The sequence below is a fragment of the Herbiconiux sp. genome, from assembly GCF_023264895.1.
Taxonomy (GTDB): Bacteria; Actinomycetota; Actinomycetes; order Actinomycetales; family Microbacteriaceae; genus Herbiconiux.
Genome location: NZ_JAHFUY010000022.1, coordinates 43,319 through 66,627 on the forward strand (window position 1 = coordinate 43,319; position 23,309 = coordinate 66,627).

Genomic DNA, 23,309 nt, shown 5'->3' on the forward strand with positions numbered 1-23,309 from the left:
GTACAGGGCCTGCGTACAGGCTACTACTTGCGGAGCAGCCCCCTGAAATGCGAGACGGCCCCCAGAGCGAACGTCGCCATCAAGATGAGGAACCCGAGCAGGAGCCCCAGCGGCACCGCCCAGTGGATCAAATTGTACACCCCGGCGCCGGACGAGCCCGTGGGGCCCGCCGCCCCTGGGCCGCCCGTGCCGGGCGATCCCGAACTCGGGTCGGCCGACGGCGCCGGGATGACGAGGGTCTCGAGCGACGTCGTGCTCGAGGAGGGCCGGTAGGTCGCGATCCACGCCGCGAGGTCGCCGATGGGATTCGCGGCCACGGGCTCGACCGCGGTCGTCATCGCCGACGCCGCATCGATGAGTCCGTACCCGTAGATAGGCCCCGGCACCGGATCGCCCTTCGGCGTCGCGGTCGCGATGATGCGGTTGATGACATTGGCCGCGTCGAGCTCCGGGTAGGCCGAGCGCACGAGCGCCGCGAGCCCGCTCACGATCGGCGCCGCCCCCGAGGTGCCGCCCCAGAGCACGTGACCCCCGCCGGGCACGACTCCCACGAGCTGCTCGCTCGGGGCCGCCACGGCGATCGTGATGCCCTGCGAGGAGGAGTCGAGGCTCGCGTTCCCCGCCTCGTCGACACCCGCCACGGTCACGACGCCCGGGATGGTGGCGGGAGCACCGACCTCGGTGGTGCCGCTCCCCCGATTGCCGGCGGCCGCGACGACCACGACGTCGTTGTCGAAGGCGTAGGAGAACGCGTCGTCCCAGCTCTCGGGCCAGTCGAGGCTGTTGCGGGTGAGCGACATGTTGATGACGTCGGCGCCGTGGTCGACGGCCCAGCGCACGGCTTCGGCGATCTGCTCGTCCGAGCCCACGGAGCCCTCACCGAGGTCGACCGAGATCGACAGCAGCGACGCCTCCGGTGCGACGCCGATCACTCCGCTGCCGAAGGACGTGCCACGGCCCGCGATGAGCGAGGCCACCATGGTGCCGTGCTCGGGGCTCTCCCCCACCGGCGTCTGCCCGTCGGGCGAGCCCGCACCCGAGAAGTCGGCGCCGTCGACCACGGCGCCCTGGAGTTCGCGCACGCTGCCGTCGATGCCGGTGTCGATCACCGCGACCGTGGCGCCCTCGCCCTCGGTGGTGTCCCAGGCCTGACGGAAGCCGTAGTCGGCGAGCCAGTACTCCAGGTCGCGGATCGAGTCGGCGCGCGCCGCGTCGAGACCGCCCACGGGCGCGACGACGCCCACGAGCACCATCGTGGAGGCAGCCGCCGCGGCGAACGCGGTGACCCTCACACGGCCGAGCCGGCGGATGCCCATCAGGGCTCGATCGCGTAGTCGACGCACTCGCACACGGTCGGCGACCAGTCGCCGCGCTCGAGCGCGAGGTCGCCGATCGGGTTCACCCCGGGGCCGGCCGCGAGCGCGTGCGCGGCGAGGGCGTGCAGGCACTTGACCCGCACGGGCATGCCGCCGGCCGAGATGCCGGCGATCTCGGGCACCTCGCCGAACTCCGCGCGGTCGGCGAGGTAGGCGGCGTGGGCCGCGTGGTAGGCGGCCGACAGCTCCTCGTCGCCCAGCGCATCCTGGAGCTCGACCATGATGTGGTCGGCCTCGAGGTCGCTCATGGCCGCCGTGGCAGCCGGATGCGACAGGTAGTAGAGGGTGGGGAACGGGGTGCCGTCGGCGAGCCTCGGCGCCGTTGCCACGACGGTGGGGTTGCCGCACACGCAGCGCGCGGCGATGCCGAGCACGTTCCGCACCGGTCGCCCGAGCTGGGCGGAGGCCACGGCGATGTCGTGCTCCGTCGCCGGCTCGAAGGGCGGGGTGGTCATGGGGTGAGTCCGTTCGCGTCGAGTTCGGCGGGCGTGGCATCCGAGAGCCCCGCGGTCATGCCGGAGGCGAAGAGCGATGAGAGCCAGTCGACCTCGGTGGTGCTGATGGTGTCGCTGACGCCGCTCGTGGTCTGCTCCGGCTGCTGCTGGTCGTCGATCACGAGGAAGCTCGTCTCGCCGGGCATGACGTAGTAGAGCCGGTCGCGCGCCTCGGCCTTGATGTAGGCCGGGTCGCTCCAGCGGGCGATCTCGCTCGTGAGGTCGTCGTTCTCCTCGACCCGCGCATCCACCGCCGCCTGCAGGGCCGCGAGCTCCTGCCGCTGCTCCACGTAGACGCGGAGGCCGGGAGCGATGATGACGACGAACATCACGATGACCACGAACATCAGCACCGTGAAGCCGGAGAAACGGATGCTGCGGAGCCAGCCCGCACCCGCCGCGCCGCCTGAGCCAGCACCGCCTGATCCGGCACCGCCTGAGCCCGAGACGGACTGCGGCAGCGCCACCGGCACCCGGGCTGCCCGAGGGGAGCCCGCTGCCGGTGGTCGCTGCCGCATGAAACTGCCTTCGATCGGATCTCCTAGGCGGAGAAGCGGGGGAACGCGCCGCGGCCGGCGTACACCGCGGCCTCGGCGAGCTCTTCTTCGATCCTCAGCAGCTGATTGTACTTCGCCACGCGCTCGCTGCGGGCAGGCGCACCGGTCTTGATCTGGCCGGCGTCGACGGCCACGGCGAGGTCGGCGATCGTGGTGTCCTCGGTCTCGCCCGAGCGGTGCGAGAGGATCGCGGTCATGCCCGAGCGCTGCGCCAGCGAGACCGCGTCGAGCGTCTCGGTGAGCGTGCCGATCTGGTTGACCTTGACGAGGATCGAGTTGCCCGTGCCCTTGGCGATGCCCTCGGCGAGGCGCGTGGGGTTGGTGACGAACAGGTCGTCGCCGACGAGCTGCACCTTGGAGCCAATCTCGGAGGTGAGGTGCGCCCAGCCGGCCCAGTCGTCCTCGTTCAGCGGGTCCTCGATCGAGACGAGCGGGTAGTTCGCCACGAGGTCGGCGAAGTAGGCCGACATCTCCTCGGCGGAGCGCTGGGTGCCCTCGAAGGTGTACGAGCCGTTGTCGTAGAACTCGGACGCGGCGACGTCGAGCGCGAGCGCGATGTCCTTGCCGGGCGTGAAGCCGGCCTGGGTGATGGCCTCGAGGATGAAGTCGAGAGCCTCGCGGTTGTTCGGGAGCTCGGGGGCGAAGCCGCCCTCGTCGCCGAGGCCGGTGGAGAGGCCCTTCGACTTCAGCAGCGACTTCAGCGAGTGGTAGGTCTCGACGCCCCAGCGGAGCGCCTCGGAGAAGGTCTCGGCGCCGAGCGGCACGGCCATGAACTCCTGGATGTCGACGCCGGTGTCGGCGTGCGCGCCACCGTTGACGATGTTCATGAGCGGCACGGGGAGGGTGTGCGCGTTGGGGCCGCCGACGTAGCGGAACAGCGGCAGGTCGGAGGAGTCGGCGGCCGCGCGGGCCACGGCGAGCGAGACGCCGAGGATGGCGTTGGCGCCGAGGCGCTTCTTGTTGTCGGTGCCGTCGAGCGCGATCATCGCGGCGTCGACGAGGCGCTGGTCGGTGGCGTCGAAGCCCTCGAGTGCCGGGCCGATCTCGTCGATGACGGCGTCGACGGCCTTCTCCACGCCCTTGCCGAGGTAGCGGCCCTTGTCGCCGTCGCGGAGCTCGTAGGCCTCGAAGGCGCCGGTGGAGGCGCCGGAGGGAACAGCGGCGCGGGAGACCACGCCGTCATCGAGAAGGACCTCGACCTCGACGGTCGGGTTTCCTCGTGAGTCCAGGATTTCGCGAGCGCCAACGGCTTCGATAAGTGCCACGGGTGATTTTCTCCTCATACGTACGGCAGAACCCGGCGGACGGCGTGCGTCGCGGTCGGGCAGCGGCGTGCACCAGAGCGTGCAGCCACCGGTGGCTAGTCTAACGATTCGCGCGCGATGGCCTGCATGGTCATGACGGCGTCGAACAGCCATCCGGTGAATTCTGCCTGCTCGGGTGCCTCGAGCGGCCGGTGCAGGGCGCAGTCGACGGCGCTCATGACGAGGGTGACCGCGAGCTGCGCGCGCTCGGGCGAGGTGCGCTGCTCGGCGAGGGCCACGATGTCACGGCGCAGCAGGGCGGCCAGCTTGATGACGTCCGGCGCCAGCTCGGGCTGGTCGGCGAGGAGCTCCCGGATGGCCTGCCGGTCGGCTCCCGCCCGGCCTCTCCCCGCACGGGACGTCGAGTCCATGATGTCGCCCACGAGGGTGCAGAGGTCGCGGACGAGACCCCGCTCCCCCGTTCCCGCCAGGAACGACTCGCGCTGCGCATCCGTGATCTCGAAGGTCGACAGGCCCACGATGGCCGCGACCTTCGAGGGGAAGTAGTTGAAGAACGTGCGGGTCGAGACGCCGGCCTCGGAGCAGATGGCGCCCACCGAGGCGTGGGCGGCGCCGTGGGCCGCCACGAGTCGCAGGGCCGCCTCGTGGATGGCGGCGCGGGTCTCGGTCTTCTTGCGTTCGCGGAGCGAGCTCATCGCGACTCGAGACTGTCGTTGAAGGCACCGAGCAGCTGCACGAACCGGCGCACGTCGTCGTCGCTCCAGTCGTCGAGCACGCCGGCGTAGGCGGACTGCACCTCGTGCCGGATGTCGGCCATGCGCTGGAGGGTGGCGGCCGTGGGCTCGTAGAGGCTCGCGCGGCCGTCGGCCGGATCCGGCACGCTCGTGACGAAACCGAGGTCTTTCAGCAGTCTGAGGTGGCGGCTCACGACGCTCTTGTCCATGCCGATGTGCGCCACGATCGCACCCGGCGCCACGGGCGCGTTCTTCACGATGTGGCGCAGCACCCAGAAGCCGGAGGGCGGGAGCTCCGGGGAGAAGCGGGCGGCGTTCTCGAGCAGGAACGCCCGCGTCGCACGCACGATCCGGGCCATCTCGCCCTCCACGGCGAGAATGGCCTCGGTTCGGTCCTCGGAGCTCACACCCACAAGGCTAGCGGGAGCGGTCAGCGGTCTCGGCCTCCTCGTTCGCGGGCCCGGCCTCCTCGTTCGCGGCCCCGGCCTCCGACTCGGCGTCCTCCAGCGGGATGCCCTCGGTGTCGGCGGCGACCTCGGCCCCCGAGACGGCCACCATGATCGACGCCGCCTTCTCCTGCTCGGCGATCTGCTCGGCCGAGGTCTTCGTGCCGAGGGCGCGGTTCGGCAGCAGCGCGATCGCGATGATCGAGATCACGGCGAGCGGCACGGCGATGAGGAACACGTCGGCCACCGCCTCGCCGTAGGCCGACTCCACGAGGATGCGGACGGGCTCCGGCAGCGTGCTGAGATCCGGGATCGCACCGCTCGAGAGCCCCCCGGTCTGCGAGGGGTCGATGCCGAGCTTCGCGAGGCCGTCGGCCACGAGGGAGGTGATGCGGCTGCCGAGCACGGCGCCCATGACGCTCACGCCGATGGTTCCACCGAGGCTCCGGAAGAACGCCACCGAGGCGCTCGCGGTGCCGATCTGCCGCGGGTCGACGGCGTTCTGCACGATCAGCACGAGGTTCTGCATGACCATGCCGACGCCCGCGCCCATCACGAACATGTAGACGAAGACGAGTGCGAAGCTCGTGTCGTAGCGGATGGTGCCCATGAGGGCGAGGCCGATGGTGAGCAGCACCGATCCGGTCACCATGTAGCGCTTCCACTTGCCGGTGCGGCTGATGACCTGACCGATGACGATCGAGGAGACCAGCACGCCGGCGATCATCGGGATCGTGTAGATGCCGGACTCGGTGGGGGTCTTGCCGCGGGCGAGCTGCATGTACTGGCTGAGGAACACGCTCGTGCCGAACATCGCCACGCCCACCGAGATGCTCGCTACGACGGCGAGCCAGAAGGTGCGGTTCTTGAACAGCCCCATCGGGATGATGGGCTCCTTGACCTTGAGCTCGGTGAGCACCGCGAGACCGAGCAGCACGACGGCACCGACGACCATGAGGATGCTCGTGGCGGAGAGCCACTCGAAGTCGCTGCCGGCGAGGGTCACCCAGATCAGCAGCAGCGAGACGCCGGCCGCGATGAGGGCGGCGCCGAGGTAGTCGATGCGCACCTTGCGCTTGTGCGTGGGGATGTGGAGGGTGCGCTGCAGCACGACGATGGCCGCGATGGCGAACGGCACGGCGATGTAGAAGTTCCATCGCCAGCCGATCGAGTCGGTGATGACGCCGCCGAGCAGGGGGCCGCCGACCGTGGCCACGGCCATGACGGCACCGAGCAGGCCCATGTAGCGGCCGCGCTCGCGTGGCGGGATGATGTCGGCCATCACGACCTGCACGAGGGCGGTGAGGCCACCGGCGCCGAGACCCTGCAGCACGCGGAAGAAGATGAGCATCTCGGTGTTCTGCGCGAGCCCGGCGAGGCCGGAGCCGACGATGAAGATGAGCAGCGAGAGCTGGATGAGCAGCTTGCGGTTGGTGAGGTCGGCGAGCTTGCCCCAGATGGGCGTCGACACGGTCGTGGCCAGGAGGGTCGAGGTGACCACCCAGGTGAAGCCGGCCTGGGTGCCGCCCAGGTCGCCGATGATCTTCGGCAGCGAGCTCGACACGACGGTGCTCGCGAGCATCGCCACGAACATGCCGAGCAGGAGGCCCGACAGCGGCACCAGCACCCGGCGGCGCGACGCGGCGTCGGCGGTCTGCGCCGGCGCTTCAGAGGTTTTCAGGGACACCGTTCTCCAAACAGTAGAAAGTTGATCGACGTCAACTATACCCCTTTGGTTGACGTCGATCAACTAATTACTGCAGAGACTGCAACTTTTCTACTCGCCGATGGAGATGGCCTCCGCCTCGACCAGCTCGCTCTCCTCCTCGTGGTCGACGTGCGCGATGGCGCGGTGGCCGACGACGATGATGAGCGAGGCGATCACGACGGATCCGGCTGCCACGTAGAAGGGGGTCGCCGCGGTGAAGGCGCCCGCGATGACCGAGGCGAGCGGCGGGGCGGCGGCCCCACCGAGGAACCGCACGGCCGAGTAGGCGGAGGATGCCACGGGCCTCGGCAGATCCGTCGCCGCCATGACCGACTCGGTGAGCACGGTGTTCATCACGCCGAGCAGCGCACCGCCGACGATGACGCAGGTGATGAGCCCACCCGTGCTCTGCACGAGGAGGCCGGCGGCCACGAGGTCGGCGCCGAGCAGGAGGAGCACCGTCCAGAGCACGCGCGTGCGCGGGAGCCGCCGGGTGAGCAGCGGCGCTGCCCAGACCGAGGTGACCGCGACGGCGAGCCCCCAGCCGAAGAAGGTGAGACCGAGCCCCATCTCGTCGAGCCCGAGCGGGAAGGGCGTGTAGGCCAGGAGGATGAAGAAGCCGATGTTGTAGAACAGGGCGGCGACGGCGAGGATGGCAAGCGCCGGCCGGGTGAGCGCCTTGAAGGGGGCCGAGACCGGGCTCGGCACGGGCTTCTCGGTGGGCTTATTCATGAGGGTGGCGATGGCGATGAAGCCCACGGCCATGAGCACGGAGGTGCCGAAGAACGGCCCGCGCCAGCTGATGGAGCCGAGGAGCCCGCCGAGCAGCGGTCCGATCGCGATGCCGAGACCGAGGGCGGCCTCGTAGAGGATGATCGCCGAGCTCGCTCCCCCGCTGGCCGCGCCCACGATGGTGGCGAGCGCCGTGGAGATGAAGAGCGCGTTGCCGAGGCCCCAGCCGGCGCGGAACCCGATGACCTCCTCGACCGTGCCCGAGAGGCCCGCCGCGAGGGCGAAGGCCACGATGAGCGCGAGGCCGATGAGGAGGGTCGTGCGGGCGCCGATGCGGGTCGAGAGCCAGCTCGTGAAGAGCATCGCCGCGCCCGTGATGAGGAGGTAGCTCGTGAAGAGCAGGCTCGTCTGGGTCTGGGTGGCCTCGAGGCTGTCGGCGATGGCCGGGAGGATGGGGTCGACGAGACCGATGCCCATGAAGGCGATGACGCAGGCGAAGGCGACTGCCCAGACGGCCTTGGGCCGGTGGAGGATGCTGTTGCTGCCGGTCTTTCCGCTCATCACGCGGCCATCAGCGATCCGCCGCGCACGGACCCTGCCGTGGCGCTCTGCTCGGTGCACTCGTGCAGGAGGTCGAGCGCGCGGGTGATGACGTCGAGGTCGGCGGGGGCGAGGTCGTCGAAGAGCGGGGCGAGGGCGCCGCCGAGCCTCTCACGCCAGTCGGCGAGGGCCCGGATGCCCTTGGGGGCGAGGGCGATCTGCCAGGCACGGGCGTCGTCGACGTCGGCGATCCGGCGGATCCACTCGACCTCGTTGAGGTTGGCGACGATCTTCGACATGGCGGGCTGGCTCACGCGCGCCTGCTTGGCGAGTTCGCCGAGGCGCATCGGGCCGAAGGTGCTGAGCACGCTGAGCGTGCGCCAGGTCGCCGGCGAGACGCTCTGGCGGGTGGGGTCGTGGGTCGCCTCGGCGGCGATCCGGGTGAGGCGGTGCGTGACCGACATGAGGTCGGAGAGCAGAGCGGGGAGTTCGGGAGAGCTGCTGATCTGTGTGTTCACGAGGATCTAGTTTACATGCATAAACTATGTAGTGGTCACTCTCGAGCGGATTGACCGTCCCCCTGCTCGAACGGCCTGATCTCGAGGTCGTCGACGCCCTGGGCGCCGCGGTTGAGCAGGGCGAACGCGCGGAACCCGGCATCCTGAGCCCGCTGGAGCAGAGGGGCGAGGTTCTTGGTGCGGCGCTCGAGGCGCACGCGGTGGCCGCGGGCGATGAGGTCGCGCTTGAAGCGCAGCAGGCGCTCGGGGTCGTCGGCCTTGTCGTGCACGAGCACGAGGCTCGTGGCGGCGTCGGCGGCCGGGTCGGCGATGAGGTCGATGATGCGCTCGAAGCCGATCGAGAAGCCGCAGGCCGGCACGTCCTCGCCGAGGAAGCGGCCGATCATGCCGTCGTAGCGCCCTCCCCCGCCGAGCGAGAAGCTGAAGTCGGGGTGCTCGATCTCGAAGATCGTGCCGGTGTAGTAGCCCATGCCGCGCACGAGGAACGGGTCGAAGACGAGCTCGCCCTCAACGCCCGAGGCGCGCAGGGCGTCTTCGATGCGCGCGATGTCGGAGCGGGCCTCCTCGGCCCGGCCGCTCGGAAGGGCCCTCTCCGGCGCGTGCAGCCACTCGGAGAGCGCCGCGACGGCGCCCTCCGTGGCGCCCTTCGCCGTGAGCTCGTCGATGACCCCGGACGGGCCCACCTTGTCGAGCTTGTCGATGGTGACGAGCACCGAGTCGTGCTCGGCGTCGTCGAAGCCGAAGCTCTCGAGCAGGCCGAACAGCACGCGGCGGTCGTTGATCCGGATGCGGCAGCGCTCGAGGCCGAGGGCGTCGAGCGTGGCGAGGGTGGCGGTGAGGAGTTCGATCTCGGCCAGGATGCCGGCCTCGCCGATGATGTCGATGTCGCACTGCACGAACTGGCGGTAGCGGCCCTTCTGCGGTCGCTCGGCGCGCCAGACGGGGGCGATCTGCACGGCGCGGAACACCTGCGGGAGGGCGGCGCGGTGGGTGGCGTAGAAGCGGGCGAGCGGCACCGTGAGGTCGAAGCGCAGGCCGAGGTCGGCGAGGGCGTCGGGGTCGTCGGCGTCGGCGGCGGCCTGCAGGGCCGCCGCATCGAGGCCGCGCTTCATGACGTTGAAGGCGAGCTTCTCGTTGTCGCCGCCGAGGCCGGCGTGCAGCCGGCCGAAGTCCTCCACCACGGGCGTCTCGATCTCGTCGAACCCGTGCGCCGCGTACGCGCTCCGGATGAGCCCGAGCACGCGCTCGCGCTTGCCCTTGTCGCCGGGAAGGAAGTCGCGCATGCCGCGCGGGGGGGAGACCTGCATGGATCTAGGTTATAGCCGCGCCGGTCCCTGCCCGGCGCGGGCGACATGTTCGCGTGCGGTCGCTCACGCGGCCGCGCGCTCACTCTGGGTCGTCGAGTAAGGCCTGCTGGGTTGCGCTCATTGTGCGGGGGTCTGTTCGGCCGTCTGGATGTCTGTGCGGAGGGTGCGGAGGGTGGTGCGGAGGGCTCGTTCGGCGTCTAGGCCCTCGGCCTTCGCTGCCGCGACGATGGCGAGCAGGTGGGATCCGAGGGCCGCCTCGTCGGTGAGTGTTGGCTCTGCCGCTTGGGCGACCTCGACGCCTAGTTTCTTGGCTTTGCCGAGGAGTTTGTCGGCCAGGGCCAGGGAGGGCATGCCTAGGGGGATGCCGTCGAGCACGCTCGTGCGGGAGGGCTTCTCGGCCGCCTTGAAGGAGTCCCAGGCGTTCTCGACGTCGCCCGCGGTGGCCAGGTCGAGGTCGGCGAACACATGCGGATGCCGGCCCACCATCTTCGCGGTCATGTGCGCCGCGACGTCCTCGATCGTGAAGTCCTCGCCGGGGGTGTGCGCGGCGATGTCGGCGTGGAAGACGACCTGGTAGAGCACGTCGCCGAGCTCCTCGATCATCTCCTCACGCGAGCCCGACTCGATCGCCTCGATCAGCTCGTGCGTCTCCTCGGTGAGGTACTGCACGAGGCTCGCGTGCGTCTGCTCCGCATCCCACGGGCAACCACCCGGCGCCCGCAGCAGCGCGGTCACCGCCACCAGTCGCTCGAGCTCGGTCGCAGCATCCGGGATCTCAACCATGCCAGCAGTGTATTTCTCGCCGGGGCGGCCTGCTCAGCCCGTGCAGAGATCGAGATCGGGCACGGCAGGCGCGAGCGAGGCCGGACCACCGATCAGGGTGACCTGCTTCACCTTCTGCTGGAAGAACGCCGCACTGACCACGGGAGGGAGGCACTCGGCGCGCGACACGTAGAGTGGCGCGCCGAGCTTGCCCGCCCACGCCGACCCGGCCAGGGCGTCGGGGAACTTGTAGCCCGTCACCACGAAGGCGCGTTCGCTCGTGCCGTAGGCGTCGAGGTTGATGGCCGCGGCCGCGCTGATGCGGTCGGGCCCCGCCAGGCGGGTGGTCGGGGCGATCGCCGCAAGCGCCTTCTCGATTCCCGTCGAGACCGATGCCGGTCCGCCTGCGATCTTGATCCGGGTGACGCCGAGATCCCGCAGCTGGGCCTCGGTCTCCGCGTCGAGCGTCGGAGCAGCGCCGCGCACGAGCAGCACGGGCGCACCCGCGTTGCCCGCAGCACCTCCGGCCGCGAGGGCGTCGGGGAAGTTAGCCCCGGTCGCGATGTACACGAGTCCGGATCCTGCACCGGCTCCCGTGAACGCATCGGCTGCGAGAGCGCGGGAGGCGGCGTAGCGGTCAGCCCCTCCGATGCGATGCACCGTCGCACCGGTCGATTCGATCTGAGCGACGACCTCGGCCGAGACCGAGTCCGGCCCGCCCACCACGTACACGTCCCGGGCGGCCAGGTGCGCCAGCACCTCGGCCGCCGCCGGGGGAAGAGAGTCCCGCTTCGTCAGGAGAAGGGGTGCGTCACGGTGCACGGCTGCCGGCCCCGCCGAGAGGGCGTCAGGGTAGTTCGCTCCGGTCACGACGAACGCGGTGTCCGCTCCGTCGGGGAAGGCGCGGTAGGCGACGGCAGCGGCAACGGAGTAACGATCGGGGCCCTCGACGCGGTCGACGGCGGGCTGGATCGACGGCACGAGCTCCAGATAGGCCTGCACCGAGAAGGTGCCGTTCGGGAGGCCGGATCCTGCCGGCGAGAGATCGACCTGCATCGTCAGCGGGCGGCTCGTCTCGCCGTTCGGGAAGTACGGCGTGAGGGATGCGCGTGGGATGCGGACGGTGACCGTGGAGCCGTCGGCCGAAGCGGTGCCGGGGAGGAAGCCGAACGACGCCGCTCCACCCGGGGCGAACAGCATCGCGCGGATCGGGGCGGGATTCGCCCAGTCGCCGTCGGGACCACGGGTCCAGGTGCCCGGCTTCGACGTGATGGTCACCGTGCTGCCCGGGGCGACGCGCGCATCCTGCGGCGACGAGCCGTACATGGTCGAACGGCCGTAGCTGCTCGCGGTGGCCTTCGTGAGCGCGATGTTCGCAGACGTGGCGTTCTGATCGGCACGGACACGCAGGATCGCGCTGAACGTCACGGGCACCGGCACGGAGGTGCCGCTCTGGTAGTAGTCGGTCACGACGAGCTCGACCTCGGAGAACCCGCGCAGCGACTGCGGCACGGAGGCGCTGAAGCGTCCGGTGCTCGCATCCACCTGACCCGACGACAACGTCTGTCCGTTGTCCCGCGTGCGCACAGCGAACTCCCACGGCTCACCGAACCGGCTCGAGAGCTCGGCGGGGAGCGCCACCCGAAGCTCGACGACGTCGTCAGCCACCACGAACCCGCCGACGCCCGGCTCCATGAAGGAGCCCCACGATCCGCTGATGGAATCGAGCATCGGCGTGGGGTTCTGGGTGACGCGGGCGGCCGGATCAGCCATCGAGGTGGAGGGCTCGACCACAGGATCGACGTCGGCCATCGCCGGCACGGCGGTCAGGCTCCCAAGGAGCACCGCCGCCACTGTCGCTGCCGCCATCGTGCTCCAGCGCATGCGTCGTCGCATCCGTCTCCCCCAGTTCGCCCCTGTGCCGCCCATCGACACGTGTGCATCAGCGTAGCGCCTGAGCGGGCGGCGCCTGACCGCGCTAGGTGGTCGCCGGGGCGGGGGTCGGGAGGGGGACGATGGCGTCGAGGAAGGACGCCACCCACGCGATGAGGTCGGCGTCGGCCAGGGGGACGCCGTCGACCACGGGCATGGGGACCGAGAGGGCGGAGGCGGCCTGGAAGTACTTGGCCGTGGGGTACAGGCGCTTCAGGCGCACCTGGATGGAGTCGGGCAGGTCGACCGGGGCCACGCGCAGGTTCGAGCCCATCGTGACGACCTCGCCGAGCGACGACTTCTGGGCGCGGCGGCGAAGGCGCGACACCGCGATGAGGTTCGAGACCTCGGCCGGCGGCTCGCCGTAGCGGTCGGTGAGCTCTTCGATCACGCGGTCGATCGAGTCGTCCGAGGCGTTCGGCGCGGCTGCGGCCGAGAGCTTCTGGTAGGCCTCGAGGCGCAGGCGCTCGCTGTCGACGTAGTCCTCAGGGATGTGCGCGTCGACCGGCAGCTCGAGCCGCAGCTCGGTCTGGCCCTCCGCCACGTCGCCGCGGAACGTCGACACGGCCTCGCCGATCATCCGGAGGTAGAGGTCGAAGCCCACCCCCGCGATGTGCCCGGCCTGCTCGCCGCCGAGCAGGTTTCCCGCACCCCGGATCTCGAGGTCCTTCAGCGCCACCTGGATGCCCGAGCCGAGCTCGTTGTTGGCCGCGAGCGTCGAGAGCCGGTCGTTCGCCGTCTCCGACAGCGGCTTGTGCTCGTCGAAGAGCAGGTAGGCGTAGGCCCGCTCGCGCCCACGACCCACCCGGCCGCGCAGCTGGTGCAGCTGCGAGAGGCCGTACTTGTCGGCCCGATCCACGATCAAGGTGTTCGCATTGGCGATGTCGATGCCCGTCTCGATGATCGTCGTCGAGACGAGCACGTCGAACTTGCGCTCCCAGAAGTCGACGATGACCTGCTCGAGCGCGGTCTCGCTCATCTGACCGTGCGCCACCGCGATGCGCGCCTCGGGCACGAGCTCGGCGAGCTGCGCGGCGACCCGGTTGATCGACGACACGCGGTTGTGCACGAAGAACACCTGCCCCTCGCGCAGCAGCTCGCGCCGGATCGCGGCCCCCACCTGCTTGTCGGAGTACGGCCCCACGAAGGTCAGGATCGGATGCCGGTCCTCCGGCGGCGTCGCGAGCGTCGACATCTCCCGGATGCCCGTGACCGCCATCTCGAGCGTCCGCGGGATGGGCGTCGCGCTCATGGCGAGGATGTCGACGTTGGTCTTGAGCTTCTTCAGCTGATCCTTGTGCTCCACACCGAACCGCTGCTCCTCGTCGATGATGAGGAGACCCAGGTCTTTGAAGGCGATGTTGTCGCTCAGGATGCGATGGGTCGCGATCACGACGTCGACCGTGCCGTCGAGGAGACCCGCGACCGTCTCGCGGATCTCCTTGTCGGTCTGGAACCGGCTGAGCGCCTTCAGGTGCACCGGGAATCCGGCGAAGCGCTCCTGGAACGTCTCCATGTGCTGGCGCACGAGCAGCGTGGTGGGCACGAGCATCGCCACCTGCTTGCCGTCCTGCACAGCCTTGAACGCGGCCCGGATGGCGATCTCGGTCTTGCCGAAGCCCACGTCGCCGGAGAGCAGGCGATCCATCGGGATCGGCCGCTCCATGTCAGCCTTCACCTCGTCGATGACGGTCAGCTGGTCGGGCGTCTCCTGGAACGGGAACGCCTCCTCGAGCTCGTGCTGCCACGGGGTGTCGGGGCCGAAGGCGTGACCCTTCGAGGCCATCCGCGCCGAGTAGAGCTTCACGAGCTCCACGGCGATGTCGCGGACGGCCTTCCGCGCCTTGCTCTTGGCGCCGGCCCAGTCCGATCCGCCCATCTTGCTGAGCGCCGGGGCCTCGCCGCCGACGTAGCGGCTGAGCAGGTCGAGCTGGTCGGTGGGCACGTAGAGCTTGTCGCCCGGGTAGCCGCGCTTGGAGGGGGCGTACTCGATCACGAGGTACTCACGCGTGGTCTTGATGGCATTGCGGCCACCGCTGGAGACCTCGCGCTGGGTGAGCTCGAGGAACTTGCCGATGCCGTGCGTGGTGTGCACCACGTAGTCGCCGGTCTTCAACTGCAGCGGGTCGACCACGTTCCTGCGGCGGCTCGCGAGCTTCTTGACCTGACGGTTGTCGTAGCCGACGGTGCGGCCGAAGAACTCGGTCTCGCCGATCAGGGCGAGCTTGAGCTCGGCGAGCTCGAAGCCGTGCTCGACGGCGGCGCGCAGCACGTGCGCGATGCCCGGCTCGGCGTCCACCGGGTAGTCCTCCACCTGGCGGGCCGGGATGCCGCGCTCGGCGAGCACGTCGGCAGCGCGCTCGACGAGACCCTGGCCCTTGGCGACCACCGCGACCGTCCACCCGTCGGCGAGGCGCTCGGCCACGTGGGCGAGCGCGCCGTCGGCGTTGCCCGAGAAGCTCGGCACGGCGTCGGCCTGCACGCGGATGGTGAGGTGCTCCTCGAGCTCGCGGTGCTCGGGCAGCACGTCCTCCTCGGCGGGGCCCTGCTGGAACTCGCTGAAGGTCCACCAGGCGCGGTCGACCCCCGCGGCGGCCCGCAGGTCGGTGAGCGAGATGAACTCGCCCGACGCGAGGTCGATCGGGGCCTCGGCGCCGGCGGTGGCGGCCACCCAGGCGGCGGAGAGGAACTCGCGGTTCGTCTCCGCCAGGTTGATGGCGCGCGTGGCGACGCGCTCGGGAGAGACCACGGCCACGGCGCAGCCGCGGGGCAGGTAGTGGGCCACGGTCACGAGCTCGTCGACGAGCGCGGGAGCGAGCGACTCCATGCCCTCCACCGGGATGCCCGCGCCGATCTTCTCGAGCATCTGCGACAGGCTCGGGAACTCGTGCTGCATCTCGCGGGCACGCTGGCGCACGGCGGCGCCGAGCAGGAGCTCGCGGCTCGGCGGGAGGCTGATGGCGCCGACCTCGCCGCCCTCGTCATCCGGCAGGGAGCGCTGGTCGGCCACGGAGAAGGCGCGGATCTCGTCGACCTCGTCGCCGAAGAAGTCCACGCGGTACGGATGCTCGGCGATGGGCGGGAAGACGTCGAGGATGCCGCCGCGGAGGGCGTACTCGCCGCGGCGCGTGACCATGTCGACGCGGGAGTAGGCGAGCTCGACGAGCTGCTGCGAGAGCGCCGAGAGGTCGAACCCGCGCGCGCCCTTCTCGAGGTGGATCGGCTCGAGGTCGGCGAGGTTCGAGGCGAGCGGCTGCAGGGCGGCGCGGACGGACGCCACGACGATCATGGGCACCGGCGGCTCGCCGCCGGCATCCGTGACGCGCTGCCACTCGACGAGGCGGCGGAGCGCGTCGATGCGCTTGCCGACGATCTCGGCGCTCGGGCTGAGGCGCTCGTGCGGCAGCGTCTCCCAGGCGGGGAACTCGACGATCTCGCCGCCCGGCAGGAAGCTCGCGAGCGACTCCCGGAGCTTCTCGGACTCCCGGCCGGTGGCGGTGACGACGAGCATCGCGGCGGGCAGTCCCCGCTCGATCCGCCGCTCCATCATGGCGGCCAGCAGTGGCGCCCGGAGGCCTTCGGGGAGCGAGAAGTCGCTGTCCCGCCCGGCGTTCGCCAGGGCCTTCTCGAACGTGGAGGCGCGCGAGAGCGCAGTAACTAAGCCCTGAATCACTGTGCTAGTTTACGCCGCAGCCCGTGGCCTTCGGCCGCGTGCTGCGGCGCTCGCGCCGGTCCCCGCCCGGCGCGAGGCGACATGTTCGCGGGCGGTCGCTTCGCGGCCGCGCGCTCACTCTGGGTCGTCGGGTACGGCCCGCGGCATCGTCGCTCGCACGGTGGTCGAGGGAGGTGGAAGCCGCGCGAAGCCGCCACCCACGCACAACCGCGAGGGGTGTGACCAGCCGCGGGCCGTACCCGCCGACCCGAGGCGATACGGGTGCCGCGGGGCGCCGCGAAGCGACGATCCGCGACAGCCGCATCGCACGTCGCCCGCGCCGCAGAGGCGGCGGCGCGGAACCAAAACAGCTCAGGTACCCGTATGGAACTTCAGTTGAGCAGCGGGCAAGCCGTCGGCCGCGATGAGCTCGACAGCATCCGTGGCGTCCGTGATGAGGTTCGGCAGCGACTCTCGTTCGTTCGAGCTGAAGTTCTGGAGCACGAAGTCGGCGGCCTGCATACGGCCGGGCGGGCGGCCGATGCCCACGCGCACGCGGAGGAAGTCGGGGCTGCCGGTGGCGGCGATGATGTCGCGGAGGCCGTTGTGGCCGCCGTGCCCGCCGCCCTGCTTGAGCTTGAGGGTGTCGAACGGGATGTCGAGCTCGTCGTGCACCACGATGAGCCGCTCGGGCGTGAGCCCGTAGAACTTCAGCAGCCCGTTGACGGGGCCGCCGGACACGTTCATGTACGTGTTGGGGTTCGCCACGACGAAGCGCGGACCACCGGGGACGATGCGTCCCTCGGCGACCCGCGCATTCGTCTTGTGCGACTTGAATGTTGCGCGCATCCGCTCGGCCAGTTCGGCCGTGACCATCTGCCCGATGTTGTGGCGATTCGCGGCGTAGCCGGGCCCGGGGTTGCCGAGCCCGACCACGAGCCAGAGATCTGCCGTGCTCACGGGCGGGTCAGAGGGATGCCGTCGCAGGAATCGCAGGAGAGCGATGACTACTCGGCGTCGGGAGCCGGGGAGACCGACTCGGCGGCGCCTTCGCCCTCGGCGGGCTCGTCGGTGGGCTCCTCCTCGGGGATGCTGACGCCGACGATGACCGTCTCCTCATCGGTGATGAGGGTCGCACCGGCGGGCAGCTCGATGTCGGAGGCACGGACGACGGCGCCGTCCTCGAGGCCCTCGATCGACACGGTGACGCTCTCGGGGATGTGGATGGCCTCGACCTCGAGCAGGACGGTCTGCGAGTCCTGGGTGGCCATGGTTCCGGGAGCCGACTCGCCCTCGAGGTGCACGTTGACCTCGACCTGGACCTTCTCACCCTTGCGGATGACGATGAGGTCGATGTGCTCGATGATCTGGAGCACGGGGTCCTTCTGCACGTCCTTCACCAGGGCGAGCGACTCGACGCCGTCGATGGTGAGCTCGAGCACCTGGTTCGACTTGCGCAGGATCAGCGCGGTCTGGTGACCGGGCAGGGTGATGTGCTGGGGCTCGGTGCCGTGGCCGTAGATCACGGCGGGGATCTTGCCGGCGGCGCGGACGCGACGGGCGAAGCCCTTGCCGAACTGGGTGCGGGTCTCGGCGGTGACCTTGGTGTCGTCAGCCATGTTCATGCTCCTTGATTCGCGAGCCTCTGGGCCCGCCTCGTGTGTGTGGTTTCAACTCGACCGCGTGAAGCGAGAGGAAAGACGGTTTAAGGCCCAGTCCACCGCGTCGATAACGGATGCTCGCGATTGCGTGCGCATCCCTCGCCGAAGTTCAGTCACCCACTCTAGCGCATCCGCTCTCCGGCGCATCCGCTACTACTACGCTTGGGGAGTCCACGTCTACAAGGAGCATCACGCATGTCAGAAGCGTCGGGAACCGCCAACATCGGAGTCGTCGGGATGGCGGTGATGGGCTCGAATCTCGCCCGCAACCTCGCCAGCCGCTCGGGGAACACCGTCGCCGTCTACAACCGCTCCCCCGAGCGCACCCGCAAGCTCGTCGCCGAGCACCCCGAGGCGGGCTTCGTGGCCTCCGAGTCGATCGACGACTTCGTGGCGTCGCTGCAGAAGCCGCGCACCGCGATCATCATGGTGCAGGCCGGTGCCGGCACGGATGCCGTCATCTCCGAGCTGGCGTCGCGGTTCGAGCCGGGCGACATCATCGTCGACGGCGGCAACGCCAACTTCCACGACACAATCCGCCGTGAGAAGGACGTCTCGGCCACGGGCATCCACTTCGTCGGCACCGGCATCTCCGGTGGCGAGGAGGGCGCGCTGAACGGCCCGTCGATCATGCCCGGCGGCACCGCCGAGGCCTACAAGACCCTCGGGCCGATCCTGGCCTCGATCGCCGCGGTCGCCGAGGGCGAGCCGTGCGTGACCCACATCGGCACCGATGGTGCAGGCCACTTCGTGAAGATGGTGCACAACGGCATCGAGTACGCCGACATGCAGCTCATCGCCGAGGCCTACGACCTGCTGCGCACCGTGACCGGCCGGGCGCCGGCGGAGATCGCCTCGGTGTTCGAGACCTGGAACTCCGGCGACCTCGAGTCGTACCTGATCGAGATCACCGCCGAGGTGCTCAAGCAGGTCGATGCCGACACGGGCAAGCCGTTCGTCGACATCGTGCTCGACCAGGCCGGGGCCAAGGGCACCGGATCCTGGACGGTTCAGAACGCGCTCGAGCTCGGTGTGCCCGTCGGCGGCATCGCCGAGGCCGTGTTCGCCCGCTCGCTGTCGTCGAAGCCCGAGCAGCGCGCCGCCGTGCAGGCGACCATCAAGGCGCGTCCGTCGGTCGTCCCGGTGGACGTGGACTCGTTCGCCGACGACATCCGTGCCGCCCTCTACGCCTCGAAGGTCGTCGCCTACGCGCAGGGCTTCGACGAGATCATCGCCGGGGCCGCGCAGTTCGGCTGGGAGATCGACAAGGGCGCCGTGGCGAAGATCTGGCGCGCGGGCTGCATCATCCGCGCGCAGTTCCTCAACCGGATCGTGGAGGCGTACGAGAACAACCCGTCGCTCGCGACCCTGCTCGAGGACCCGTACTTCGCCTCGGCCGTGGCCTCGGGCGAGGCGGCGTGGCGTCGTGTCGTGTCGACCGCGGCGCTCTCGGGCGTGCCGGTTCCCGGGTTCGGTGCGGCGCTGTCGTACTACGACTCGCTCGCGTCGGTGCGGCTCCCCGCCGCCCTCGTGCAGGGCCAGCGCGACTTCTTCGGCGCGCACACCTACAAGCGCGTCGACCGCGAGGGCACGTTCCACACCCTCTGGTCGGGCGACCGCACCGAGATCGAGAGCGCACCCAGCACCCACTGACCTCCCGCTCTGCCGAGACGTCACTTTCCACACATCCCCTCGGGGTTTCGCGTGGAAAGTGACGTTTCGGCGTTAAGAAGAGGGGGTGGACACTCGTTGGCCTACTACTGCGGAGACGCCGTCTTGGCGCATGGAGACGCCGTAGAGGGCGTCGGCGATCTCCATGGTGCGCTTCTGGTGGGTGATGACGATGAGCTGGCTGGTCTCGCGGAGATCCTCGAAGATCGTGAGGAGGCGGCCGAGGTTGGCGTCGTCGAGGGCGGCCTCGACCTCGTCCATGATGTAGAACGGGCTCGGGCGGGCCTTGAAGATGGCGATGAGGAGCGCGACCGCCGCGAGCGAGCGCTCGCCACCCGAGAGCAGGGAGAGGCGCTCGATCTTCTTGCCGGCGGGCTTCACGCTCACCTCGATGCCGGTCGTGAGCATGTTCGTCGGATCCGTGAGCTGGATCGATCCGGTGCCGCCCGGGAAGAGCACGGGGAAGACCTTGGCGAAGGCCTCCTGGGTGTCGGCGAAGGCGCTCTCGAAGATCGTCTGCATGCGCTCGTCGATCTCCTCGATGATCGTGAGGAGGTCTTTGCGGGTGTTGGTGAGGTCGGTGAGCTGCTCGGTGAGGAAGCGGTGGCGCTGCTCGAGGGCGTCGAACTCCTCGAGCGCGAGGGGGTTCACGCGGCCGAGCTCGGCGAGCTTGCGCTCGGCGCGCGCGAGGCGCTGCTTCTGCTCGGTGCGGATGAACGGGCGGCCCGTGGGGGGTTCGGGGGTGGGGCGTGCGGGGGCCGCGCTTGCGCCCTCGGCGTCCTCGGACCCGGGGTCGGCGCTCTCGGACCCGGCGCCCTCGGCATCCTCACCCCACTCCCCCGACTTGACAGTAGTTGCGCCCAAAACCGCCGACTTGGCACTTCTTGTGTCAAGTGGGGTGTTTTCGGCGCCACTTCTGTCAAGTGGGCGGGCTTCGGGGTCGTCGGGTTCGTCCGCGGACTCGACCGGATCGCGGGGGTCGGCGAGGGCCGCGAGGTCGGCGGTCGCCGCCTCGACGGCCTCGGCGCTCGTGTCGATGAGGGGGACGGCGTCGTCGTCCGGGATGAGCTGCTCGGGGCCGTACTCGGCCACGAGCACGTCCTCGACGAGCCCGAGCTCGGAGGCGGCGCGCTCGAGCAGGCTCGAGAGGTGCAGCTTCTTCTCGTAGATCTGCAGCTCGAGGCCGTGCACGTTCTCGGTGATCGCCTGCAGCCGCTCCCGCAGCGACGCCTCGTCCCGGCGCAGCGCCACGAGCTCCTCGTTCTGCTCGGCGCGCTCGGCCTCGCGCTGCGCGAGCTGGAGCTTGGCCTCGGCCACCGAGCGGTCGACCGACTCGAGCACGGGCGGCAGCGCCTCGGTGACCTCGGTCGCCGCGGCGATCTGCCGGCGCCGGATGACGGCCCGGCGGGCGGCAGCCTCGGCCGCCGCCCGATCCGCCTCGAGCTGCTTCTCGAGCGACGCCGTGCGAGCCTGCTCGGCACGCACCCGCTCGCGCGCCGTCTCGACACCGAGCCGCGTCTCGACCTCGCGGTCGCGCGCCGCCTCGAGCTCGGCGAGGAGACCCTCGCGCGAGGAGACATCGAGGATCGGCCGCGGCCGCTCGCGCACGGCCTCGAGCTCGGCACGCGCCTTCTCCGCGGCCTGCTCGGCCTGCTGCACGGCATCCTGGGCGAGCTGCGCCGCCTTCTGCAGGCGGTCGAGCTCGCCCGACCCCGCCTCGACCTGGGCCTTCAGCCGGCTGAGCCGCTCGGTGCGGGCGGCGAGCTTGGCGTCGAACTCGCGGAGCGCCGAGAGCGCCGCCTGCGACTGCTCCTTGGCGACCTGCACGATGCCGCGCTGCTCGGCGAGCGCGAAACGGGCGCTCGAGATGGCGGTCGTGCGCTCCTCGAGCGCGACCGCCGCGGTGTCGCGCTCGGCCACGAGCTCGATCCGGGATCGCGTGGCGCCCGACCCACCACGCAGCACGTAGCGGGTGAGCACCTCCCCCGCCTTCGTCACGATGGTGAGGGTCGCGGATGCGGCGGCGTCCGCGTCGAGCGAGTCCCAGGCCCGGCGCGCGGCGTCGAGGTCGTCGGCGATCGCGACGGCGTCGAGGAGGCCGAGGAGACCCGCCGGGCCGGAGACGACGGTGGAGGCGGCGACGAGGCCGACCGCGTCGGCTCCCACGAAGGCGAGTTCGGCGGTGGACGGCGCGGCGGCGGAGGAACGGGAGGCATCAGCGGGCCCGGAACCTGCCGCACCCGATGCGGCCGGCGCCGCGATCACGAGCTCGACGCGCCCCATGTCGCCCGTGGCCGCCGCGGAGGCCGCCGCCACGGCGGAGGCCAGGTCGTCGGCGAGGACCGCGTCGGCGAGGCTTCCGAGAGCGGCCGCCACCGCGGCCTCGTAGCCAGGGTCGACCCGCACGTGGTCGGCCACGAGCCCCCGCACCCCGTCGAGGCGGGCGGCGACGAGCTCGGCCGATCCGTCCTTCTGGTCGAGGGCCATGGTGAGGGCGCTCGTGCGCGCGGCCAGTGCGTCCCGCTCGCGCTCGTGGGCGTGCAGCTCGTCGCGGAGCCGCTCGATCTCGGCCTCGGCCTCGAACACCTGGGCCTGCGCGAACTCGTAGCCCTCGTCGAGGTCGGTGGCGTCGACCTCGTTGCCGGCCGACTCCGCCTCGGCGAGCGCGAACTCCTGCTCGGCGCCCTCACGACGTGCGGCCGCCGCGTCGAGGGCGTTCTGATGCCGCAGCACCTCGCCACGCACGGTCGCGAGCCGGGTGTTCGCCGACTCGAGCTGGCCGGTGAGCTTCGAGAGCTCGAGGTCGTGCTTCGACACGAGCGACGACTGGTAGGCGATCTGCTCGTCGAGGGCGTCGAGGGATCCGCGCGCCCTGAGCGTGCCCTGCTGGGCGGCCTCCCAGGCGGCCTGGGCACCGGTGACCTCGGCGAGCAGCCGCTTCACCTCCTCGCGCGAGTCGGCGACCATCGTGGGGGTCACGCTCGGCCCCGCATCCGGAACCCCCTCTTCGCTGCCGAGCAGCGCGAGCCGCTGGTGGGCGAGGTTGTAGAGGTTCCGCAGCCGCTCCTGCACCGACTCGAGGCCGAAGCTCGTGCGGCGGGCGAGGTCCACGGCATCCCCCACCTGCGCCTGCTCGATGCGGCCGACCCGGAGCTGGTTCTGCTCGAGGCGCTCCTGCAGCACGAGCCGCTCGGTGTGCCGCTCGCTCTCGCTGCGGGCGGCGGCGTCGAGGGCGGTGCGGAGCTCGACCACCTCGTCGGCGAGCAGACGGGCCTTCGCATCGCGCACGATCGCGGCGATCGACTGCGCCTCCTTGGCGATCTCGGCCTGGCGCCCGAGCGGCTTCAGCTGGCGGCGGATCTCGCCCGCGAGGTCGCTCAACCGCGTGAGGTTGGCCTGCATGGCCTCGAGCTTGCGCTGCGTCTTCTCCTTGCGGCGTCGGTGCTTCAGGATGCCGGCGGCCTCCTCGATGAAACCGCGCCGGCCCTCCGGTGTGGCGTGCAGCACGGCATCGAGCTGCCCCTGGCCCACGATGACGTGCATCTCGCGACCGAGCCCGGAGTCGCTGAGGAGCTCCTGCACGTCGAGCAGCCGGCAGCTGTCGCCGTTGATGGCGTACTCGCTGCCGCCGTTGCGGAAGAGCGTGCGGCGGATCGTGACCTCGGAGTACTCGATCGGCAGCGCTCCGTCGGCGTTGTCGATGGTGAGGGTGACCTCGGCGCGGCCGAGCGGGCCCTTGGTGGAGGTGCCGGCGAAGATGACGTCCTCCATCTTGCCGCCGCGGAGGGTCTTGGCGCCCTGCTCCCCCATCACCCAGGCGAGGGCGTCGACCACGTTCGACTTGCCGGATCCGTTGGGGCCGACCACGCACGTGACCCCGGTCTCGAACGCGAACGTGGTGGGGTTGGCGAAGCTCTTGAATCCCTTCAGGGTCAAGCTCTTCAGGTGCACGGG

Annotated in this window: 17 protein-coding genes; 1 reads left to right on the forward strand and 16 read right to left on the reverse strand. The window is 70.5% G+C overall.

Features of this window, described 5'->3' with window-relative positions; translation table 11 throughout:
- Positions 1 to 23 precede the first annotated feature (23 nt).
- The 15 genes from Q0D57_RS04430 to Q0D57_RS04500 form a co-directional block, all read right to left on the reverse strand.
- Positions 24 to 1,316 carry a S8 family serine peptidase gene (locus Q0D57_RS04430; protein WP_291038768.1) on the reverse strand — a complete coding sequence of 431 codons (1,293 nt, stop codon included), beginning with the start codon at positions 1,314 to 1,316 and terminating at the stop codon, positions 24 to 26.
- Positions 1,316 to 1,831 (reverse strand): DUF501 domain-containing protein, encoded by a 516-nt coding sequence (locus Q0D57_RS04435; protein WP_291038771.1) that lies wholly within the window; start codon positions 1,829 to 1,831, stop codon positions 1,316 to 1,318. The genes Q0D57_RS04430 and Q0D57_RS04435 overlap by 1 nt, the downstream gene beginning before the upstream one ends.
- Positions 1,828 to 2,388 (reverse strand): septum formation initiator family protein, encoded by a 561-nt coding sequence (locus tag Q0D57_RS04440; RefSeq protein ID WP_291038775.1) that lies wholly within the window; start codon positions 2,386 to 2,388, stop codon positions 1,828 to 1,830. Before Q0D57_RS04440 ends, Q0D57_RS04435 begins: the two co-directional genes overlap by 4 nt.
- A 23-nt stretch (positions 2,389 to 2,411) precedes the next feature.
- The gene (eno, locus tag Q0D57_RS04445; protein ID WP_259530568.1) at positions 2,412 to 3,692 is read right to left on the reverse strand and encodes a phosphopyruvate hydratase; all 1,281 of its coding nucleotides are present in this window, start codon (positions 3,690 to 3,692) and stop codon (positions 2,412 to 2,414) included.
- Between the two features lie 95 nt (positions 3,693 to 3,787).
- Positions 3,788 to 4,387 carry a TetR/AcrR family transcriptional regulator gene (locus Q0D57_RS04450; protein WP_291038793.1) on the reverse strand — a complete coding sequence of 200 codons (600 nt, stop codon included), beginning with the start codon at positions 4,385 to 4,387 and terminating at the stop codon, positions 3,788 to 3,790.
- Complete coding sequence (locus Q0D57_RS04455; RefSeq protein ID WP_291038796.1) at positions 4,384 to 4,833, reverse strand: MarR family winged helix-turn-helix transcriptional regulator; 450 nt, start codon at positions 4,831 to 4,833, stop codon at positions 4,384 to 4,386. Before Q0D57_RS04455 ends, Q0D57_RS04450 begins: the two co-directional genes overlap by 4 nt.
- Before the next feature lie 10 nt (positions 4,834 to 4,843).
- Positions 4,844 to 6,559, reverse strand: coding sequence for an MFS transporter (locus Q0D57_RS04460; RefSeq protein WP_291038799.1), 1,716 nt, complete (start codon positions 6,557 to 6,559; stop codon positions 4,844 to 4,846).
- A 90-nt stretch (positions 6,560 to 6,649) separates the two neighbouring features.
- Positions 6,650 to 7,873 (reverse strand): MFS transporter, encoded by a 1,224-nt coding sequence (locus Q0D57_RS04465; RefSeq protein WP_291038802.1) that lies wholly within the window; start codon positions 7,871 to 7,873, stop codon positions 6,650 to 6,652.
- Positions 7,873 to 8,370, reverse strand: coding sequence for a MarR family transcriptional regulator (locus tag Q0D57_RS04470; RefSeq protein WP_291038805.1), 498 nt, complete (start codon positions 8,368 to 8,370; stop codon positions 7,873 to 7,875). Before Q0D57_RS04470 ends, Q0D57_RS04465 begins: the two co-directional genes overlap by 1 nt.
- 35 nt (positions 8,371 to 8,405) lie before the next feature.
- Entirely contained in the window at positions 8,406 to 9,677 is a 1,272-nt protein-coding gene (hisS, locus tag Q0D57_RS04475) for a histidine--tRNA ligase (RefSeq protein ID WP_291038808.1), read from the reverse strand.
- 117 nt (positions 9,678 to 9,794) lie between these two features.
- Positions 9,795 to 10,460, reverse strand: a complete 666-nt coding sequence (locus Q0D57_RS04480; RefSeq protein WP_291038812.1) for a MazG family protein — start codon at positions 10,458 to 10,460, stop codon at positions 9,795 to 9,797.
- A gap of 33 nt (positions 10,461 to 10,493) precedes the next feature.
- Positions 10,494 to 12,308, reverse strand: a complete 1,815-nt coding sequence (locus Q0D57_RS04485; RefSeq protein WP_291038815.1) for a cell wall-binding repeat-containing protein — start codon at positions 12,306 to 12,308, stop codon at positions 10,494 to 10,496.
- Between the two features lie 109 nt (positions 12,309 to 12,417).
- On the reverse strand, positions 12,418 to 16,044 hold the full coding sequence (gene mfd / locus Q0D57_RS04490; RefSeq protein WP_291038818.1) for a transcription-repair coupling factor: 3,627 nt from the start codon (positions 16,042 to 16,044) through the stop codon (positions 12,418 to 12,420).
- Between the two features lie 351 nt (positions 16,045 to 16,395).
- On the reverse strand, positions 16,396 to 16,983 hold the full coding sequence (gene pth / locus Q0D57_RS04495; RefSeq protein ID WP_291038821.1) for an aminoacyl-tRNA hydrolase: 588 nt from the start codon (positions 16,981 to 16,983) through the stop codon (positions 16,396 to 16,398).
- Positions 16,984 to 17,030: 47 nt separating this feature from the next.
- Entirely contained in the window at positions 17,031 to 17,648 is a 618-nt protein-coding gene (locus tag Q0D57_RS04500; RefSeq protein ID WP_291038824.1) for a 50S ribosomal protein L25/general stress protein Ctc, read from the reverse strand.
- 231 nt (positions 17,649 to 17,879) lie between these two features.
- On the opposite strand from Q0D57_RS04500, the gene gndA reads away from it, so the two are divergent.
- The gene (gene gndA / locus Q0D57_RS04505; RefSeq protein WP_291038827.1) at positions 17,880 to 19,337 is read left to right on the forward strand and encodes an NADP-dependent phosphogluconate dehydrogenase; all 1,458 of its coding nucleotides are present in this window, start codon (positions 17,880 to 17,882) and stop codon (positions 19,335 to 19,337) included.
- Positions 19,338 to 19,409: 72 nt separating this feature from the next.
- Here gndA and Q0D57_RS04510 read toward each other — a convergent pair whose 3' ends face one another.
- Positions 19,410 to 23,306, reverse strand: a complete 3,897-nt coding sequence (locus Q0D57_RS04510) for an AAA family ATPase (protein ID WP_291038830.1) — start codon at positions 23,304 to 23,306, stop codon at positions 19,410 to 19,412.
- Positions 23,307 to 23,309 lie beyond the last annotated feature (3 nt).

Excerpts from the sequence above, each read along its gene's own strand:
- Q0D57_RS04450 (WP_291038793.1), bottom strand. The coding sequence starts at position 4,387 with ATGAGCTCGCTCCGCGAACGCAAGAAGACCGAGACCCGCGCCGCCATC.
- Q0D57_RS04465 (WP_291038802.1), bottom strand. The coding sequence starts at position 7,873 with ATGAGCGGAAAGACCGGCAGCAACAGCATCCTCCACCGGCCCAAGGCC.
- Q0D57_RS04440 (WP_291038775.1), bottom strand. The coding sequence starts at position 2,388 with ATGCGGCAGCGACCACCGGCAGCGGGCTCCCCTCGGGCAGCCCGGGTG.
- hisS (WP_291038808.1), bottom strand. The coding sequence starts at position 9,677 with ATGCAGGTCTCCCCCCCGCGCGGCATGCGCGACTTCCTTCCCGGCGAC.
- Q0D57_RS04480 (WP_291038812.1), bottom strand. The coding sequence starts at position 10,460 with ATGGTTGAGATCCCGGATGCTGCGACCGAGCTCGAGCGACTGGTGGCG.
- gndA (WP_291038827.1), top strand. The coding sequence starts at position 17,880 with ATGTCAGAAGCGTCGGGAACCGCCAACATCGGAGTCGTCGGGATGGCG.
- Q0D57_RS04435 (WP_291038771.1), bottom strand. The coding sequence starts at position 1,831 with ATGACCACCCCGCCCTTCGAGCCGGCGACGGAGCACGACATCGCCGTG.
- Q0D57_RS04500 (WP_291038824.1), bottom strand. The coding sequence starts at position 17,648 with ATGAACATGGCTGACGACACCAAGGTCACCGCCGAGACCCGCACCCAG.
- Q0D57_RS04485 (WP_291038815.1), bottom strand. The coding sequence starts at position 12,308 with ATGGCGGCAGCGACAGTGGCGGCGGTGCTCCTTGGGAGCCTGACCGCC.
- Q0D57_RS04430 (WP_291038768.1), bottom strand. The coding sequence starts at position 1,316 with ATGGGCATCCGCCGGCTCGGCCGTGTGAGGGTCACCGCGTTCGCCGCG.